Source organism: Curtobacterium sp. PhB137, from assembly GCF_003814955.1.
Lineage (GTDB): Bacteria > Actinomycetota > Actinomycetes > Actinomycetales > Microbacteriaceae > Curtobacterium.
In genome coordinates, this window is sequence record NZ_RKQO01000005.1 from 494,471 (window position 1) to 510,006 (window position 15,536).

Consider the following 15,536-nt stretch of genomic DNA (forward strand, 5'->3'; position numbering starts at 1 on the left):
CCAGTATGCACCCACCACCACGCACCACGACAGGAAAGTCCCTCCGGCTTCTGCGGAAGGGGTACGGCCTCTGAACGGTACGGCCACGCGACGCATACCCCTGTGCTGATCAATCACCCAGCCGCCACAGACAGCACATACCCCCAGGGGGTACAATGCCATTAAATCTACCTTGCACTGTGACGTGCTCAACGCTGCAGCTCGACACTCCGACACTCACCGACCTGATCGAAAGACTGATGCTCACCACCACCGCCTCCCCGCGTCGCCGGCTGCTGTTGCAGGCCGTAGCGACGTTGGCGCTGCTGCTGCTGGTCGGGTTCACGGTCCTGATGCACACGATGGCCGGCCACGAGCACCCGATGGCAGCTCCCGCCGCCACCACCGAGCACGTCCATGCCGTCGCAAACCGCCACGGGGAGCATGCCGCTCCCGCGGCCGCGGTGCTGACGGTCCTCACCGACGCCGGCTGTGACAGCGGCCTGTGCGCGCTGATGTGCTCGCTGATGGGGATGGCGTGCGCGCTGACGATCGCCCTGTTCGCATGGGCGCTAGTGCGCGCACGGACCGGCGGCGTCCTCGCGCTGCTGTCGCGACTGCTTGCGCTGGCTGACCGGCTGCCGCGCCACATCGCAGCACCGAAACCACCGTCACTGACGGCACTGCAGATCATCCGCATCTGATCCTCCCCCTGCGGGACCACACCGCCGCAGGGCGGCTCCCGCATGCCCAGAACCGGGAGGCATCCGCCTGCCCGGACCAATTGACGCATACACGGGAACGGACCTTCCATGCACACCACCACGACCACGCGCATCCTCGCGATCGCCGCCTCGCTCACCCTCGGCCTGACCCTCGCGAGCTGCTCCACCAACAACAGCAGCTCCGACGCGGGCTCGTCCGCCTCGTCGAGATCGGCCGCGTCGGCGCACAACGACCAGGACGTGATGTTCGCGCAGATGATGCTGCCGCACCACGAGCAGGCCGTCGAGATGAGCGACGTGCTCCTCGCCAAGGGCGACGGTGTTGACCCCAACGTCGCCACCCTGGCGAAGCAGATCAAGGCCGAGCAGGGTCCGGAGATCACTCAGCTCACCAGCTGGCTGCAGGGCTGGGGTGAGCCCACGGAGTCGGAGCACCCTGGGTCGGGGCACTCCATGTCCGGGATGATGTCCGATTCCGACATGACCGACCTTGACCAGGCATCCGCGAAGGACGCCGGGAAGCTGTTCCTGCAGCAGATGGTCCAGCACCACGAGGGCGCCGTCGATATGGCCAGGAGCGAAGTCGACAAGGGCAAGAACACCGACGCGGTCGCGATGGCGAAGTCAATCGTGTCGAGCCAGACCGAGCAGATCACGCAGATGAAGGACATGCTCGCGTCCAAGTGACCGGTTCTTCCCCGTTCGTGACCACCCTGTCGCGGCAGAATATGCCCGCGACGTGAAGAAGCAGGTGTATATGTTCGTGATCAACGCAGTCGGTGACGCCCTAGTAGCAGCCGGCTCGATGGGGTGGGAGATCCTCTGGCCCCTCATCCTCGGCTTCACCCTCTCCGGCATCATCCAAGCCGTCGTCCGCACCGACCAGATCACCAAGCTCATGCGCGACGACTCCCCCCGAGCGATCAGCGTCGCAACCGGCCTGGGCGCACTGTCCTCGTCCTGCTCCTACGCCGCCGTCGCCCTCGCACGGGCGCTCTTCCGCAAGGGCGCGAGCCTGTCGTCGGCCATGGCGTTCGAGGTCGCCTCCACGAACCTCGTCGTCGAGCTCGGCCTGATCCTCGCGTTCGTCATGGGCTGGCAGTTCACCGCAGCGGAGTTCGTCGGCGGACCGCTGATGATCATCCTCATCGCCCTCGGGTTCCGGCTCTGGATGCGCGGGAAGATCGTCGACGCCGCCCGCGAACAGGCCGACAAGGGCCTCGCCGGCGCGATGGAGGGCCACGCAGCCATGGACATGTCCGTGCAGGGCGACCAGGGCTTCTGGCGGCGACTGTTCTCGAGGCCCGGGCTCACGAGCGTGTCGCAGTACTTCGTCATGGACTGGGCATCCGTCATCCGCGACATCGTCATCGGCCTACTCATCGCCGGCGCCTTCGACGCCTGGGTCCCGAAGGCGTGGCTGCAAGCGCTGTTCCTCGAGGGACACCCGACGCTCGCGTTCCTGATCGACCCGCTCATCGGACCGATCCTGGCGATGGTGAGCTTCGTCTGCTCCGTCGGCAACGTCCCCCTCGCAGCGGTCCTCTGGAACGGTGGGATCAGCTTCGGCGGTGTGATCAGCTTCATCTTCGCCGACCTGATCATCATCCCGATCATCATCATCTACCGGAAGTACTACGGCTGGAAAGCAGCCCTCCGCATCACCGGGATCTTCTACGGCGCCATGGTCCTCGCCGGCTACGCCGTCGAACTGCTCTTCACCCCGCTGCACCTTATCCCCACGAACCGGCACCTCACCATCGTGACGACCTCGATCAGCTGGAACTACACCACCTGGCTCAACATCGTGTTCCTGCTCGTCGCGGCGTTCCTGCTCGTCGTCTTCACCCGCAGCGGCTCATGGCCCATGCTCCGCATGATGAGTGACCACCCCGATACCCACGACCAGGCAAACGCCAAGCACAGCCAGCCCTGACCCGACCGGCCACGCCGACAGGGCAAGCTAGGCCACACAGCATTGTCGGAATCACGCCACAAAGCGTTCCCAGCCACACGCAAAGCGCGCCGCGCCGGCGTTACACGTAGCGGAACTCAGTGCCGGTTTCTACGTGCCGTTTCCACTGCCGTCCGACGCGTTCCGCTACGTTCTGAGTCATGGGTGAGCTTCTCGGGTACGCGCGGGTGTCGACAACCGATCAGGACGCGGCGCTGCAGCTCGACGCGTTGAACGCTGCCGGCTGCTACCGGGTGTGGGTCGACACAATGTCAGGATCGCTCGAGCACCGTCCGGAGCTCACCAAGCTGCTCGATCAGCTCCGACCAGGCGACACTCTCGTCGTGTGGCGACTCGACCGGCTCGGACGATCCATCCGGCATCTGATCGACCAGCTGCAGGCACTGGGGGAGCGAGGTGTCGGGTTCCGATCCTTGCAAGAGACGATCGACACAACCTCACCCGGCGGCCGGCTCGTGTTCCACGTCTTCGCCGCCCTGGCCGAGTTCGAACGGGATCTCATCCGAGAACGCACGCACGCCGGCCTCACGGCCGCTCGAGCTCGAGGGCGGAACGGCGGTCGGCCGCCTCGACTGTCGGCCGATCAGGTACGAACTGCCAGGCGCCTGTACGAGCAACAGGACATGACGGTCGCCCAGATCGGCGACGTTCTCGGCGTCAGTAGGACCACGGTGTACAGGGCACTCCGGCGCGAGAGCGAGCCAGTCGCAGGCCGACGTCGAAAGACGTCCGGCTGACGGTCGGGCACCGCGCGGTCCGTGCGACCGATGAGCACGGGGTGTTGCGACATGTCTAGAGCCAAGACCACATCTGTCGCGGAACCCCCTGAATCGACCCCATGACTGCGGCTCTCAACCGCACTGGGGCCGTGGCGTTGGGGCATACCTCAGCACTACGTCGATACGTGCTGACGCGGCAACTCGATCGCAGCCGCCCTTGCGGCACAGATGATCGGCCGTCGGTGATGTCGGAGGTGTGATGAATAATTAGGATACGCGTGGCGATGGTGCCCGCAGAGATGAGAACCCATGCCCGAGACCGCCGTCACTTGGCTCCGCAACACGACTAACTACTGGACGCCGTCGTCAACACAGTTTGCTGGAGCACGCAGTCACAGAGAGTCGATCCAGACTCGTCTCGACTCCGACCTCGGCATCTTCGGCATGTTTGAGATCGGCTCTCTTCGGCACGGAACTGGCATCTGGCTGTACAGCGACGCCGACTACCTCGTCTCGCTGAAGGGAACGAAACCGATCTCGCCTTTGACAACGTTAAACAAGGTGAAGTCGTCGCTACAGGCTCGGTTCCCGTCTACGACGGTCGTGGTTCGTCAGCCTGCAGTCGTGTGCCGCTTCTCAGACGGCGATGTTGAGGTTGTCCCTGGGTATTATACAGACGGGGGCTACTCAATCCCAGACCCGACCGGAGGATGGATGCTCACCCACCCAAGTGCGCACAACACTTGGGTGAACGAAGTCAACAAGAAGTTCGACGGTGCTGCAAAGAAACTCGCCCGGCAGGTAAAAATCTGGAAGTATAAGCGGAACGTGCCGGTCTCGTCCTGCTACCTCGAGATGCGCGCCGCCAAGCACATCGATGGTGAGGACACGTACTTGCCGCTGTGGGACCTTTACCTGTCTCTTAACAAAATGAAGACAGCGGAGCTTGCCGCAATGAACGACCCCACCGGACTTGGTTCACGTTTTACCGCCACCTCGTCGGAATCGAATCGCGTAGATGCGCTGTCGAAACTATCCACCGCCGTATCGCGGGCATTGAAGGCGAAGGACTACGCCGCGGCCGGTGACGACGAGAATGCAATTGCACAGCTAAAGCTGCTGTTCAATGTCTGAGCTTACGGGGCCGTCTGGCTACTCCGCACCCTCCAGCGCTACAATTCAGCAACGGCAGAATGGGCTCCACACGCTTCGCTTGCTCATTGCTCAACGCCGGCTTTACACGGGAGCGAAGCGGTGGCAGGGCGTGCGATGGGTTGGCCTCCTTGTATTGGGAGTGGGAGCCCCGTTCGTGTCACTGCTCGCACCGACGTTCGCGATCACTGCGGGTGCCGTCACCGGAGTCTGGCTCTTCGCCGGGCGCACCATCCTGACCTGGTTGGAAACTCGAAGCATGGTGAAGGCTGCATGCGTGCAAGAGGAGCTCGATCACTACCTTTTCGATATGCCTCAGACCATCACTCGCGCCGAGCGCCCAACACCAGAAGAAATTGATCTGTTAATCCGTAGTGACGACGTGCGAGGAATTGCTGACCGTGAGAGGCTTACGAATTGGTACCCGGTTGATGTGGAGTCTCCAGGGGCAGTAACGATTGCGATCGCGCAACGGGCGAACGCCTCCTATACCGACCGCCTCATCCGGACTACCGTCGCCGTGTGGGCGGCAGTCACTGTTGTTTGGGTGGCCTCGCTAATTCTGTGGGCAGGGCTGACAGGAATTGCCCTGTCAGACTTCCTTCTAGGTGCTCTTTTTCCCGTGCTTCCAGCGTTTCTCGACGTAGCTGAGTACGTCATGAACACGTGGAAAGCAGCGCGGGACCGTGCTGACCTCGCGACAACGATCGAGTCGCGTTTGGCTGTTGCTTCTCCGAGTATTGACGGGCAAGACCTCCTTGTCTGGCAGGAGAGACTGTTCGATCTGCGCCGGACCACACCTCAGGTGCCAAACTGGCTGTACAGAGCTACTCGCCGCCGAAACGAGCATGCAATGATTGCTGCTGCTCGTCAGCTGCGGACCGATCGTTGATTTTGGGTGAGTACCCGCAGGGACGCCGACCGCGCAGAATCTTCGGAAAGCGCTCGGAGCGGCGCTGCGCAAACAATTGGTGACGGGACTGAGAGGCGGATGGCTCCGCTGACATAAAACCGCGGTATCGGTGCCAATGAGAAGAGCCGGCCGCCCTCGAGGGCGCCCGGCTCTTTTCGTGGGGGAGTGGCGTCAGTGTGCAGCCTCGTAGGCGTCGCGGACGGCCTGGCTGATGCGGCCGCGGGAGGAGACCTCGTGGCCGTTCGCGTTGGCCCATTCGCGGATCTTCGCGAGCTCTTCCGAGTTCCCGCGCTTCGGCGCGCTGCCGGCACTGGGTCGTCCGGCCCGGCCCGTGACCTTGCGGGCTGCGGCGATGTAGTCGGAAAACGCTTCGCGGAGCGTGTCAGCGTTGTCGTCGGTGAGATCGATCTCGTAGTAGGCGCCGTCGAAGCCGAACGTGATGGTGCGGCCCTTGCCGTCTTCGATGGTGTCGCCGGTGAGGTCGTCGACGAGGTGCGTGGTGACTTTCTGCGCCATGGGAGGTCGCCTTTCGCTCGGGGATCATCTCCACCCTGGCATAGCTGATCCCGTAGAACGCTTCGTTCGTTCTTCTTCCGATCGGCTGGTCGGGCAGACTGAGTGTGATGTCTGATTCGTCGCCAGCTGTATCCGGGCATGCCGCTGCTCTTGCCGAGCTGAAGCAGCAAGTGCGCGCAGGCCGATTTGCGGCGCAGCGCCGCGTGAACACGGAACTCGTCCGTCTGTACTGGGGGATCGGTTCGACGATCCTGCAGCGCCAGGGTGACGAGGGGTGGGGCAGCAACGTCATCGGCCGGCTCGCGGCGGATCTGCGTGCTGAGTTTCCGGAGATGAAGGGCTTCTCCCCGCGGAACCTCGCGTACATGCGCGCGTTTGCTGCCGCCTGGCCGGATGAGCAGATTCTGCAACAGGCTGTTGCACAACTGCCCTGGGGGCACGTCACCGTGCTCCTTGACCGGCTCGATGGCCACGCGCTCCGGGACTGGTACGCAGGCCACACTCGAGCGTCTTGCCGTGGATTCCTGCATTAAACGCAGGAAGCCCTTGCCTGCGGGCAGGCCCCAGTCGCCCCGAGCGGGTTTCCAGGTTCTTCCTGGCGGACAGATTCTCTGGCTGATCAGGTAAAACGCTGCGGTACAAGCGGTGCCGGAGTTGTTGCACTAGATGCAACTCACGATGTTTATGCGCCGATAATGCATATTATGTCAACTCAGTTTCGGACAGGGGCTCCCCGTGCGTGAACTCGTCCTGAAGATGTCGATGTCGTTGGACGGCTTCGTGGCCGCTCCCCAAGCTGAGTCGGACTGGATGTTCCGCGGCGGGAGTCCGGACTCGATGGCTTGGGTGCTCGACGTCGTCGCTGGTGCGGGCGTGCACGCCTTCGGCCGCAAGACCTTCGAGATCATCTCAGGTTTCTGGCCGACGGCGCCCGGGCCGATCGCCGAACCGATGAACCGGATCCCCAAGGTCGTCTTCACCACACAGCGCGACTTCGATCCACGCTCGGTGCCGGTCCCCGACCCCGACTCCCCCGCGGCGGCGACCTGGACGGGTGCACGAGTCGCACCCGGACCGCTCGAAGCCGAGGTGACAGCGCTGAAGCAGGAGTCGGGCGGGTACGTCCTCGCTCAGGGCGGGACGGAGTTCGGTCGCAGCCTGGTCCGGGCTGGTCTGGTCGACGAGTACCGGCTGGCGGTCCTGCCCGTCGCGCTCGGGTCAGGCGATGGCGTGTTCGCCGACCTGACGGACGAGCTTGATCTCGAACTGATCAGTTCTCAGGCCTTCGCCGGCGGCGCGCTCGGACTGGTCTACCGACCGAAGCGCTGAGCAGTTCCCGAGACGGCGCCGAGCAGTTCAGGAGACGGCGCCGAGCAGTTCAGAAGACGGCGACGGTCATCCCGGTCGACGTGGCGGGACGGTCCATGGCGACGATCGCCCCGGGCAGATCGTCGAAACCGATCGTCCGACCGATCGAGTCGTCCGGACGCAGTCGCCCGGTGACGACGTCGGCGAGCATCGCCGCGTACTCCCCCACGGAGATCCCGTGGCTGCCGAGCAGTTCGAGCTCATCAGCGATGACGCGGCCCATCGGGATCACCGGGTCGGCCTCGTCGTCGAGCAGCAGGCCGACCTGCACGTGACGTCCCCGAGGGCGCAGGGAGGCGACCGCTGCGACGGAGGTCGCTCGGCTGCCGAACGCGTCGATCGAGACGTGCGCGCCGCCGTCGGTGCGAGCGCGGACTGCGGCGACGGCTCCGTCGTCCATCGGCACGGTGACGGCACCGAGTGCCGCCGCACGTTCGAGCGCCGCCGACGAGACGTCCACCGCGACGACCTGTGCGCCCGCCGCGACCGCGACGATGATCGTCGACAGGCCGACGCCGCCGCAGCCGAACACGACCACCCACTCCCCTGCTGCGACCCGACCTCGGGCGTGCAGGGCGTGGTACGCCGTCCCGAACCGGCACCCGAGTGCTGCGGCCTCGGCGAAGCCCACGGCGTCCGGGAGCGCGACCACGTTGACGTCGGCGTGCGGGATGACGACCGACTCGGCGTGGGAACCGGGCAGCGTGAACCCGGGTTGCTGCTGGCGCGTGCACACCTGGGTGGCGCCGTCGACGCACTCCGGGCACGTCCCGCAGGCGAAGACGAAGGGCGCGGTCACCCGGTCACCGACCGACACCCGGGTCACCGCGTCCCCGACGGCCGTGACGACACCGGCGAACTCGTGCCCGGGGACGTGCGGCAGTGCGACGGAGTCGTCGTGCCCCTTCCAGGCGTGCCAGTCACTGCGGCACACCCCGGTGGCCGCGACCCGGACGACGACACCGTGGTCCGGTGCCACCGGATCGGGCAGGTCGACGATCGACGGGGCGGATCCGAACTGGTCGTACTGGACTGCGCGCATCCCGCCATCGTCCCAGACGGTGGTGCCGCGTTGTCCACAGGCGACGGATTGGCCGTTGCCCGCCGACGGCGACCGCCGGTTCACTGGTCCCATGGACGAACCGACCGCACTGCACTTCTCCGCCGACCCCGCCGACCTCGACGTCGACCGCGTGCACCGCTGGCTCAGCGAGCAGTCGTACTGGGCGCGGGGTCGCAGTCGTGCCACCCAGGACGCGATCATCGCCGGGTCCCGCAACTTCGGCGTCTACGACACGGCGACGGGTGCACAGCTCGGGTACGCCCGGGTGATCACCGACGGGGTGACGTTCGGCTGGCTGGCCGACGTGTTCGTCGATCCGGACGCTCGTGGCCGTGGTGTCGGCGTCGCCCTCGTGCAGGGCGTGACCGAGGCGATCGAGCCACTCGGATTGAAGCGGTTCGCCCTGTTCACCGCGGATGCGCACGGACTGTACGAGCGGTTCGGGTTCCGTCCGCTCCCCGACCCGGAAGGCTGGATGATGCGCCCCGGGCCGGGGTTCGGCGCCGACGTGCACGACTGAACCGGACGCCGTGACCTCAGTACTCGATGCGGCCGTCCCGGTTGTGGAACTCTCCCGTGGGCCCGTCCGGCCCGACGGTGGCGAGCGCGACGGTCGCGTCCGTGCCCTCGGTGATCGTCTGGTGGCCACCGAACCCGTTGAACTCGGTGGCGGTGTACCCGGGGTCGCTGACGTTGACGCGGAACCCCGGCAGGTTCTTCGCGTACTGCACGGTCAACGCGATCACCGCGGCCTTCGACGCGGCGTAGGGAACCGCCGGCACCGCGTACTCGTCGTGGCCCGGGGTCGTCAACCACCGCGCGAACCCGACGCCCGAGGCGACGTTCACGATCACGGGGTGGTCGGATGCCCGCAGGAGCGGGAGCGCTGCCTGCGTGACCCGGACGATGCCGGTGACGTTGGTGTCGAGCACGGCGGACATGGCCGCGGCGTCCAGGTCGTCGACGCCGAACGACGTCCCGAGGATGCCGGCGTTGTTCACGAGCACGTCGAGGACGGGGATTGTCGCGATCGCGGCGTCGATGCTGTCCTGGTCGGTCACGTCGAGCTGGACCACCTGGGCACCGAGGGCGCGTGCTCCGTCGCCGGTGGACGGATCGCGCATGCCGGCGTACACGGTGTGGCCCGCGTCGACCAGGCGGCGGACGGTCTCGAGCCCCAGGCTGCGGTTGGCTCCGGTGATGAGTGTCGTTGTCATGCCCCCACTCTCCGCCCGAGCGGCTGACTCCCCCAGGCACCGTGCGACGGTGGGACCACCAGTACCAGGACGGACGGGAGGCGCGGGGCGAAGATGGTGGACATGAGCGAGTTCGCGAGTGTGTTGCGTTCCTGGCGCGACCGCGTCCGTCCCGAAGAGGTCGGCCTGCCGGCCGGGCCCGGCCGACGGACCCCGGGTCTCCGACGCGAGGAGCTCGCAGCGCTCGCCGGGGTGAGCGTCGACTACGTCGTCCGCCTCGAGCAGGGCCGTGCGCTGAACCCCTCACCGCAGCTGCTCGGCGCCCTCGCCACGGCGCTCCGGCTCACCGCGGCCGAGCGCGACCACCTGTGCCGGGTCGCGGGCGTCGCTCCCCCGTCGCTCCAGGTCGTCCCGCGGCACATCACCCCCGGGGTGCAGCGGCTCGTCGACCGGCTCGGCGACGTCCCGATCGCGGTGTTCACGGCGACGCACGACATCGTGCTGTGGAACGACCTGTGGGCTGCGCTGAACGGTGACCCCTCGCGGGCCGTCGGCATCGAGCGCAACCTGGTGTGGCGGCACTTCATGCACGCGCACGACGGTGTCGAGTGGGACGACGAGCACCAGGAGGAGTTCTCGAGCGACCTCGCAGCGGACCTCCGGCAGGCATCCGGCCGCTACCCCGCCGACCGCGACCTGGCCGAACTCGTCGCGCGGCTGCGCCGGGAGTCACCCGAGTTCGAACGCCGCTGGGACACCGGTCGCATCGCCGAGCACCGGGCGAGCCGCAAGCAGGTGCACACGCCCGTCGGCCCGATCGAGATCGACTGCGACGTGCTGACGGTCCCGGGCGGCGACCTGCGGATCGTCGTCTACACCGCGGTTCCCGGCACCGAGGACGCCGCGAAGCTCGACCTGCTGCGCGTCACCGGCCTCCAGCAGTTCACGACGGCGCAGTAAAGCATCCAGCACCAGCACCCTGCCGGTGGAGCGTCGGCCGGGTGCGCGTGCAAGAATCTGCGCATGGATGCAGATACTAGGTGTGGCCGGCACGTCGACAGTGAGTACGTCGAGCTGGCGGTCGAGGTCTTCAGCATGCTCGCCGACGCCACGCGGGTGCGGATCGTCCTGGCGCTCTCCGACGGCGAGCTGCCCGTGAACGACCTCGCCGCGCAGGTCGGCAAGTCGCCGGCAGCGGTCTCGCAGCACCTCGCCAAGCTGCGCCTCGCCCGCGTGGTCGCGACCCGGCACGAGGGCACTCGGGTCTTCTACCGCCTCACGAACGAGCACGCTCGCCAGCTCGTGTCGGACGCGATCTTCCAGGCCGAGCACCAGCTCGAGGGGACCCCCGCCCACCACCACGACGGAGCCTCTCGTGCCGACCGCCCTGCGTAGCCGCGGCGTCCAGGCGGCGCTGCTCTCCGCGGTGCTCTTCGGTGCAGGGACACCCGCGGCGAAGCTGCTCCTCGACACGGTCAGCCCGTTCATGCTCGCCGGGCTCCTTTACACCGGGTCGGGTCTCGGGCTCGGCCTCATCCGACTCGTTCGACGTTCCCCGCGCGTGCACCTCGCTCGAGGCGAGCGACTGCCCCTCGCCGGAGCGATCCTCTTCGGCGGCGTCCTCGGACCGGTCCTCCTGCTGATCGGCCTCGTGAACATGCCCGCCTCAGGGGCATCGCTGCTGCTGAACGCCGAAGGCGTCGCGACGGCACTGCTGGCCTGGTTCGTGTTCCGCGAGAACTTCGACCGCCGCATCGCCCTCGGCATGCTCGCCATCGTGGCCGGCGCCGTCGTGTTGACCGTCCCGGCCGGGATCGAGTTCGGCAGCGCCTGGCCGTCGTTGGCGATCCTCGGCGCATGCTTGTCATGGGGCATCGACAACAACCTCACGAGGAAGGTCGCCATCCACGACGCGTCCTGGCTCGCCGCCGCCAAGGGCGGTGTCGCCGGGCCCGTGAACCTGCTCCTGGCCTCCCTGCTCGGCGCGCAGCTGCCGGCCATCGGGAACGTCGTCGCCGCGATGGTGGTCGGCTTCTTCGCGTACGGCGTGAGCCTGGTGCTGTTCATCGTCGCACTCCGCCACGTCGGCACCGCCCGCGCCGGCGCGTACTACTCGGTGGCCCCCTTCTTCGGCGCCGTCCTCGCGATCGTGCTCGGCGAACCCGTGACCGTGCCCTTGGTCATCGCCGGCGTCCTCATGGCCGTCGGGATCTGGCTCCACCTCACCGAGCGACACGAGCACGAGCACACCCACGAAGCCGTGAGCCACGACCACTGGCACCACCACGACGAGCACCACCAGCACGAGCACGCCGAACCCGTCGCGGTCGGCACGTGGCACCGACACACGCACACTCACGAACCGATCACCCACACCCACGAGCACTACCCCGACAGCCACCACCGCCACTCCCACTGAGGTGTCTCGGTCGACGACCGGCCGTCAGGCACCACGACGCCCCCGGCCGGCGCCGAGGGCGTCAGTCAGCCGCGATCTCGCGCCATCCCCACCTCGGTGTTCCGGGTACCGACGGCAACGCCGTGCGGTGCGGCCGCTTCGATCCGTCCGAGCTCACTCGTGGAGAGGACGACGTCGGCGGCGGCGACGTTCTCCTCGACCCGAGATGCCTTCGTGGTGCCCGGGATCGGGACGGTTCCTGCCTGGATCAGCCATGCGAGAGCGAGCTGGGCGGTGGTGACGCCCTTCTCGTCGGCGATGACCTTGAGTGCGTCGACGACGCGGAGGTTCGCATCGATGGCTTCGTCGGAGAACCGTGGGAGGCTCCGGCGGGCATCGCCCTCGGGGAGGTCGTCCTTGCGGGTGACGGCACCGGAGAGGAATCCGCGGCCGAGCGGAGAGAACGGCACGAAGCCGATCCCGAGTCCTGAGGCGGTGTCGAGGACGCCGTTGTGCGCGGCGTCGCGCTCGAACAGGCTGTACTCGGATTGGATCGCGGTGATCGGGAAGGTCGCGTGCGCTCGGCGCAGTGTTGCGGCGGAGGTCTCCGAGACGCCGATGTACCGGGCCTTCCCGGCGGTGACCGCGTCGCTCATCGCCCCGATGATGTCCTCGATCGGGACGTTCGGGTCGGCACGGTGCAGGTACCAGAGGTCGACGTGGTCGGTGCCGAGGTGCCTGAGGGAGCGGTCGATCGCGCGACGGGCATGCTCCGGGGAGCCGTCGAGGCCGATCGGTGTGCCGTCGTCCGTGAAGTCCGTCGCGAACTTCGACGCGACGACCACCCGGTCACGGTCAGCGCCGAGGGCCCGTCCGACCAGCCGCTCGTTCTCGAACGGCCCGTACGCCTCAGCCGTGTCGAACAGCGTGATCCCGAGGTCGAGCGCCCGGCGGATGGTCTCGACCGAGCCGGACTCCGTCGCGCCGCCGTAGAACGCGCTCATCCCCATGCACCCGAGCCCCATCGCGGACGTGACGAGGCCCTGAGAGCCGAGAGGAATCTGCTGCATGCGTGTGCTCCGTTCGCCGCCGGATCGTTCCGGACAACCTGACCTTCCACCCTGGTGCGCACACCATGTCAAGCGCGATACTCGATCCCGTGCTCCTTCCCGAAGTCCGCGTCGACGAGCCCGTCACGATCAGCGCCGCCGCAGGCCTGCTCGGCATCACCGTCGACACCGTCCGCTACTACGAGAAGGAAGGCATCGCGCCGGCTCCTGATCGTGGGCAGGACGGGTGGCGCCGCTACGACACGGCTGCGCTGAGCTGGCTCGCCGGGACGGTGATGCTCCGCGGTACGGGGATGAGCGTGCAGGAGATGCGCGAGTACGCGGCCGCGTACCGGGCCGGCGCCGACGATGCCGAGCGTCTTGCGCTCCTCGAACGACACCATGCGACCGTCCTCGCCCGGCAGGCCGAAGTCCAGCGGCACCTGGCCGCGCTGGAACGGAAGATCGACGCGTACCGCCGGACCATCGCTGCAAGGCGGCCCGAGACCGCGGAATCGACGGGTCCTTCGATGAGCGGTCGGAGCCATCCGGCACAGGCGGAAGGCTAGCTCCCCCGCAGCGCTTCCTCGTCCGCCGCGACGTCCTTCTGCACGGCGAACTGGGTCCGGTGCAACTCCTCGTACCGTCCGCCCACGGCCAGCAGTTCCTCGTGGGTCCCACGCTCGACGATCGAACCGTCCTCGACCACGAGGATCAGGTCCGCGCTGCGGATGGTCGACAACCGGTGGGCGATCACCATCGCCGTCCGCCCTTCGAGTGCCTCGCTGAGGGCAGCCTGCACGGCCGCCTCGGACGTCGAGTCCAGCGCGGCGGTGGCCTCGTCGAGGATGACGACGCGCGGCTGGGCGAGCAGGAGCCTGGCGATGGTCATCCGCTGGCGCTCGCCGCCGGACAGCCGGTAGCCGCGCTCGCCGACCATCGTGTCCAGCTGGTCCGGTAGGGAGCGGATGAGCGGTTCGAGCCGCGCGCGCCGGACGGCGTCCCACACTTCGTCCTCGGTCGCCTCGGGCCGTGCGAGGCGCAGGTTGGAGCGGATGGTCTCGTGGAACAGGTGGCCGTCCTGCGTCACCATCCCCATGGTGTGTCGCATGGAGGCGAACGTGACGTCGCGGACGTCCGACCCGGCGAGTCGTACGGCGCCGCTGTCGACGTCGTACAGGCGGGAGAGCAGCTGCGCGATCGTGGACTTGCCGGCCCCGGAGGTGCCGACGAGGGCGACGGTCTGCCCCGGCTCGATCCGGAACGAGACACCGTGCAACACCTCGTCACCGCCGCGGGTGTCCAGCGTGGAGACCTCCTCGAGCGAGGCGAGGGACACCTTGTCCGCCGAGGGGTACGCGAAGCGGACGTCGTCGAACTCGACCGCCACCGGGCCGTCGGGGACGGTGCCGGCGTCGGGCTTCTCCTGGATGAGCGGTTCGAGGTCGAGGACCTCGAAGACGCGCTCGAAGCTGACCACCGCGCTCATGATCTCCACCCGGGCGTTCGCGAGGCTGGTCAGCGGCGCGTACAGGCGGGTGAGCAGGAGGGCCAGCGTCACCACGTCGCCCGTGTTCAGCTGGCCACCGAGTGCGAGGGCGCCGCCGACCCCGTAGACGAGCGCGAGGGCGAGCGCGGAGACCAGGGTGAGGGCGGTCACGAAGACGAACTGCAGCAGGGCACTCCGCACCCCGATGTCGCGGACCCGGGCGGCGCGCACCCGGAACTCCTCCGCTTCCTCGTCGGGCCGGCCGAACAGCTTCACGAGGGTGGCACCGGGCGCGGAGAAGCGCTCGGTCATCTGCGTGCTCATGGCGGCGTTGTGGTCGGCGGCCTCGCGACGCAGCGCGGCGAGGCGGCTGCCCATGCGCCGCGCAGGCACGAGGAAGATCGGGAGCATGACGATCGCCAGGACCGTCACGAGCCAGGACGTGCTGAGCATGACGGTCAGGGTGAGGATCAGCGCCACGAGGTTCGTGACCACGCCGGACAGCGTGCCGCTGAAGGCCTGCTGCGCGCCGATCACGTCGTTGTTGAGGCGGCTGACGAGGGCACCCGTGCGTGTGCGGGTGAAGAAGGCGATCGGCATCTTCTGCACGTGGTTGAAGACGGCGGTCCGGAGGTCCAGGATCACGCCTTCGCCGATGCGTGCGGAGAACCAGCGCGTGGCGAGCGACACGCCTGCGTCGCCCACGGCGACCAGGGCGATGACGACCGCGAGCCAGGTGATCGTGCTGAGCGCGCCCCGGGCGACGATGACGTCGACCACCCGGCCGGCGAGCACCGGTGTCGCGACCGCGAGGACCGCGCCCACGACGGAGAGGACGATGAAGACCACCAGCTTGGCCCGGTAGGGCACTGCGAACGTCATGATCCGCCGCACCGACTCGCGCGAGATGCCGTGCTTGCCGTCCTTGGCGGTCGAGATCTTGTACAGCGAGCTCCAGGCCACGCCTTCCATGCTCATGGCAGTCAGGATACGT

17 protein-coding genes and 1 pseudogene are annotated in these 15,536 nt (G+C 67.4%); 13 read left to right on the plus strand and 5 right to left on the minus strand.

The features are described from left to right. The first annotated feature begins 239 nt into the window (after positions 1 to 239). The 6 genes from EDF28_RS08940 (at position 240) to EDF28_RS08965 (ending at position 5,442) form a co-directional block, all read left to right on the plus strand. On the plus strand, positions 240 to 683 hold the full coding sequence (locus EDF28_RS08940; RefSeq protein WP_123340876.1) for a hypothetical protein: 444 nt from the start codon (positions 240 to 242) through the stop codon (positions 681 to 683). A gap of 108 nt (positions 684 to 791) precedes the next feature. Continuing rightward, entirely contained in the window at positions 792 to 1,391 is a 600-nt protein-coding gene (locus tag EDF28_RS08945) for a DUF305 domain-containing protein (protein WP_123293723.1), read from the plus strand. A 52-nt stretch (positions 1,392 to 1,443) separates the two neighbouring features. Continuing rightward, positions 1,444 to 2,640: a permease gene (locus tag EDF28_RS08950; protein WP_200849224.1), complete on the plus strand. Its 1,197-nt coding sequence runs from the start codon at positions 1,444 to 1,446 to the stop codon at positions 2,638 to 2,640. Positions 2,641 to 2,819: 179 nt separating this feature from the next. Beyond that, positions 2,820 to 3,416 (plus strand): recombinase family protein, encoded by a 597-nt coding sequence (locus EDF28_RS08955; protein ID WP_123937997.1) that lies wholly within the window; start codon positions 2,820 to 2,822, stop codon positions 3,414 to 3,416. A gap of 291 nt (positions 3,417 to 3,707) precedes the next feature. Beyond that, positions 3,708 to 4,532: an SMODS domain-containing nucleotidyltransferase gene (locus EDF28_RS08960; protein ID WP_123937999.1), complete on the plus strand. Its 825-nt coding sequence runs from the start codon at positions 3,708 to 3,710 to the stop codon at positions 4,530 to 4,532. Next, a complete protein-coding gene (locus EDF28_RS08965; RefSeq protein ID WP_260154758.1) occupies positions 4,525 to 5,442 on the plus strand; it encodes an S-4TM family putative pore-forming effector in 918 nt (305 codons plus the stop codon). The genes EDF28_RS08960 and EDF28_RS08965 overlap by 8 nt, the downstream gene beginning before the upstream one ends. Before the next feature lie 192 nt (positions 5,443 to 5,634). Here the strand turns inward: EDF28_RS08965 and EDF28_RS08970 are convergent, their stop codons facing one another. After that, the gene (locus EDF28_RS08970; protein WP_123938003.1) at positions 5,635 to 5,979 is read right to left on the minus strand and encodes an Lsr2 family protein; all 345 of its coding nucleotides are present in this window, start codon (positions 5,977 to 5,979) and stop codon (positions 5,635 to 5,637) included. Positions 5,980 to 6,086: 107 nt separating this feature from the next. Here EDF28_RS08970 and EDF28_RS08975 point away from each other — a divergent pair. Together EDF28_RS08975 and EDF28_RS08980 are read left to right on the plus strand one after the other, a co-directional pair. Next, a pseudogene (locus EDF28_RS08975) lies at positions 6,087 to 6,476 on the plus strand (DUF1016 N-terminal domain-containing protein); the annotation flags it as partial. A 238-nt stretch (positions 6,477 to 6,714) separates the two neighbouring features. Further along, the gene (locus EDF28_RS08980) at positions 6,715 to 7,308 is read left to right on the plus strand and encodes a dihydrofolate reductase family protein (RefSeq protein WP_123938004.1); all 594 of its coding nucleotides are present in this window, start codon (positions 6,715 to 6,717) and stop codon (positions 7,306 to 7,308) included. A gap of 49 nt (positions 7,309 to 7,357) precedes the next feature. Here EDF28_RS08980 and EDF28_RS08985 read toward each other — a convergent pair whose 3' ends face one another. Beyond that, positions 7,358 to 8,389 carry an alcohol dehydrogenase catalytic domain-containing protein gene (locus EDF28_RS08985; protein WP_123938005.1) on the minus strand — a complete coding sequence of 344 codons (1,032 nt, stop codon included), beginning with the start codon at positions 8,387 to 8,389 and terminating at the stop codon, positions 7,358 to 7,360. A gap of 91 nt (positions 8,390 to 8,480) precedes the next feature. Between EDF28_RS08985 and EDF28_RS08990 the strand changes: the two genes are divergently transcribed. Further along, a complete protein-coding gene (locus EDF28_RS08990; protein ID WP_123938006.1) occupies positions 8,481 to 8,930 on the plus strand; it encodes a GNAT family N-acetyltransferase in 450 nt (149 codons plus the stop codon). Between the two features lie 16 nt (positions 8,931 to 8,946). Here the strand turns inward: EDF28_RS08990 and EDF28_RS08995 are convergent, their stop codons facing one another. Further along, a complete protein-coding gene (locus EDF28_RS08995; RefSeq protein WP_123938007.1) occupies positions 8,947 to 9,627 on the minus strand; it encodes an SDR family NAD(P)-dependent oxidoreductase in 681 nt (226 codons plus the stop codon). Positions 9,628 to 9,729: 102 nt separating this feature from the next. Between EDF28_RS08995 and EDF28_RS09000 the strand changes: the two genes are divergently transcribed. The 3 genes from EDF28_RS09000 (at position 9,730) to EDF28_RS09010 (ending at position 12,025) form a co-directional block, all read left to right on the plus strand. Continuing rightward, positions 9,730 to 10,566, plus strand: a complete 837-nt coding sequence (locus EDF28_RS09000; protein WP_123938008.1) for a helix-turn-helix domain-containing protein — start codon at positions 9,730 to 9,732, stop codon at positions 10,564 to 10,566. Between the two features lie 63 nt (positions 10,567 to 10,629). Next, positions 10,630 to 11,001 carry a metalloregulator ArsR/SmtB family transcription factor gene (locus tag EDF28_RS09005; RefSeq protein WP_123938009.1) on the plus strand — a complete coding sequence of 124 codons (372 nt, stop codon included), beginning with the start codon at positions 10,630 to 10,632 and terminating at the stop codon, positions 10,999 to 11,001. Then, the gene (locus tag EDF28_RS09010) at positions 10,982 to 12,025 is read left to right on the plus strand and encodes a DMT family transporter (protein ID WP_123938010.1); all 1,044 of its coding nucleotides are present in this window, start codon (positions 10,982 to 10,984) and stop codon (positions 12,023 to 12,025) included. The genes EDF28_RS09005 and EDF28_RS09010 overlap by 20 nt, the downstream gene beginning before the upstream one ends. Positions 12,026 to 12,090: 65 nt before the next feature. On the opposite strand, the gene EDF28_RS09015 is transcribed toward EDF28_RS09010, so the two are convergent. Further along, positions 12,091 to 13,074, minus strand: a complete 984-nt coding sequence (locus EDF28_RS09015; RefSeq protein WP_123938011.1) for an aldo/keto reductase — start codon at positions 13,072 to 13,074, stop codon at positions 12,091 to 12,093. A gap of 89 nt (positions 13,075 to 13,163) precedes the next feature. Between EDF28_RS09015 and EDF28_RS09020 the strand changes: the two genes are divergently transcribed. After that, the gene (locus EDF28_RS09020) at positions 13,164 to 13,622 is read left to right on the plus strand and encodes a MerR family transcriptional regulator (protein WP_166673173.1); all 459 of its coding nucleotides are present in this window, start codon (positions 13,164 to 13,166) and stop codon (positions 13,620 to 13,622) included. Here EDF28_RS09020 and EDF28_RS09025 read toward each other — a convergent pair. Continuing rightward, positions 13,619 to 15,520 (minus strand): ABC transporter ATP-binding protein, encoded by a 1,902-nt coding sequence (locus EDF28_RS09025; RefSeq protein ID WP_123938013.1) that lies wholly within the window; start codon positions 15,518 to 15,520, stop codon positions 13,619 to 13,621. The genes EDF28_RS09020 and EDF28_RS09025 overlap by 4 nt on opposite strands. Between the last annotated feature and the right edge of the window lie 16 nt (positions 15,521 to 15,536).

Coding starts and splice junctions, on each gene's coding strand:
- EDF28_RS09000 (WP_123938008.1), top strand. CDS start 9,730: ATGAGCGAGTTCGCGAGTGTGTTGCGTTCCTGGCGCGACCGCGTCCGT.
- EDF28_RS08995 (WP_123938007.1), bottom strand. CDS start 9,627: ATGACAACGACACTCATCACCGGAGCCAACCGCAGCCTGGGGCTCGAG.
- EDF28_RS08945 (WP_123293723.1), top strand. CDS start 792: ATGCACACCACCACGACCACGCGCATCCTCGCGATCGCCGCCTCGCTC.
- EDF28_RS08965 (WP_260154758.1), top strand. CDS start 4,525: ATGTCTGAGCTTACGGGGCCGTCTGGCTACTCCGCACCCTCCAGCGCT.
- EDF28_RS09005 (WP_123938009.1), top strand. CDS start 10,630: ATGGATGCAGATACTAGGTGTGGCCGGCACGTCGACAGTGAGTACGTC.
- EDF28_RS08985 (WP_123938005.1), bottom strand. CDS start 8,389: ATGCGCGCAGTCCAGTACGACCAGTTCGGATCCGCCCCGTCGATCGTC.
- EDF28_RS08940 (WP_123340876.1), top strand. CDS start 240: ATGCTCACCACCACCGCCTCCCCGCGTCGCCGGCTGCTGTTGCAGGCC.
- EDF28_RS09025 (WP_123938013.1), bottom strand. CDS start 15,520: ATGAGCATGGAAGGCGTGGCCTGGAGCTCGCTGTACAAGATCTCGACC.
- EDF28_RS08960 (WP_123937999.1), top strand. CDS start 3,708: ATGCCCGAGACCGCCGTCACTTGGCTCCGCAACACGACTAACTACTGG.
- EDF28_RS08990 (WP_123938006.1), top strand. CDS start 8,481: ATGGACGAACCGACCGCACTGCACTTCTCCGCCGACCCCGCCGACCTC.
- EDF28_RS08970 (WP_123938003.1), bottom strand. CDS start 5,979: ATGGCGCAGAAAGTCACCACGCACCTCGTCGACGACCTCACCGGCGAC.
- EDF28_RS08955 (WP_123937997.1), top strand. CDS start 2,820: ATGGGTGAGCTTCTCGGGTACGCGCGGGTGTCGACAACCGATCAGGAC.
- EDF28_RS09015 (WP_123938011.1), bottom strand. CDS start 13,074: ATGCAGCAGATTCCTCTCGGCTCTCAGGGCCTCGTCACGTCCGCGATG.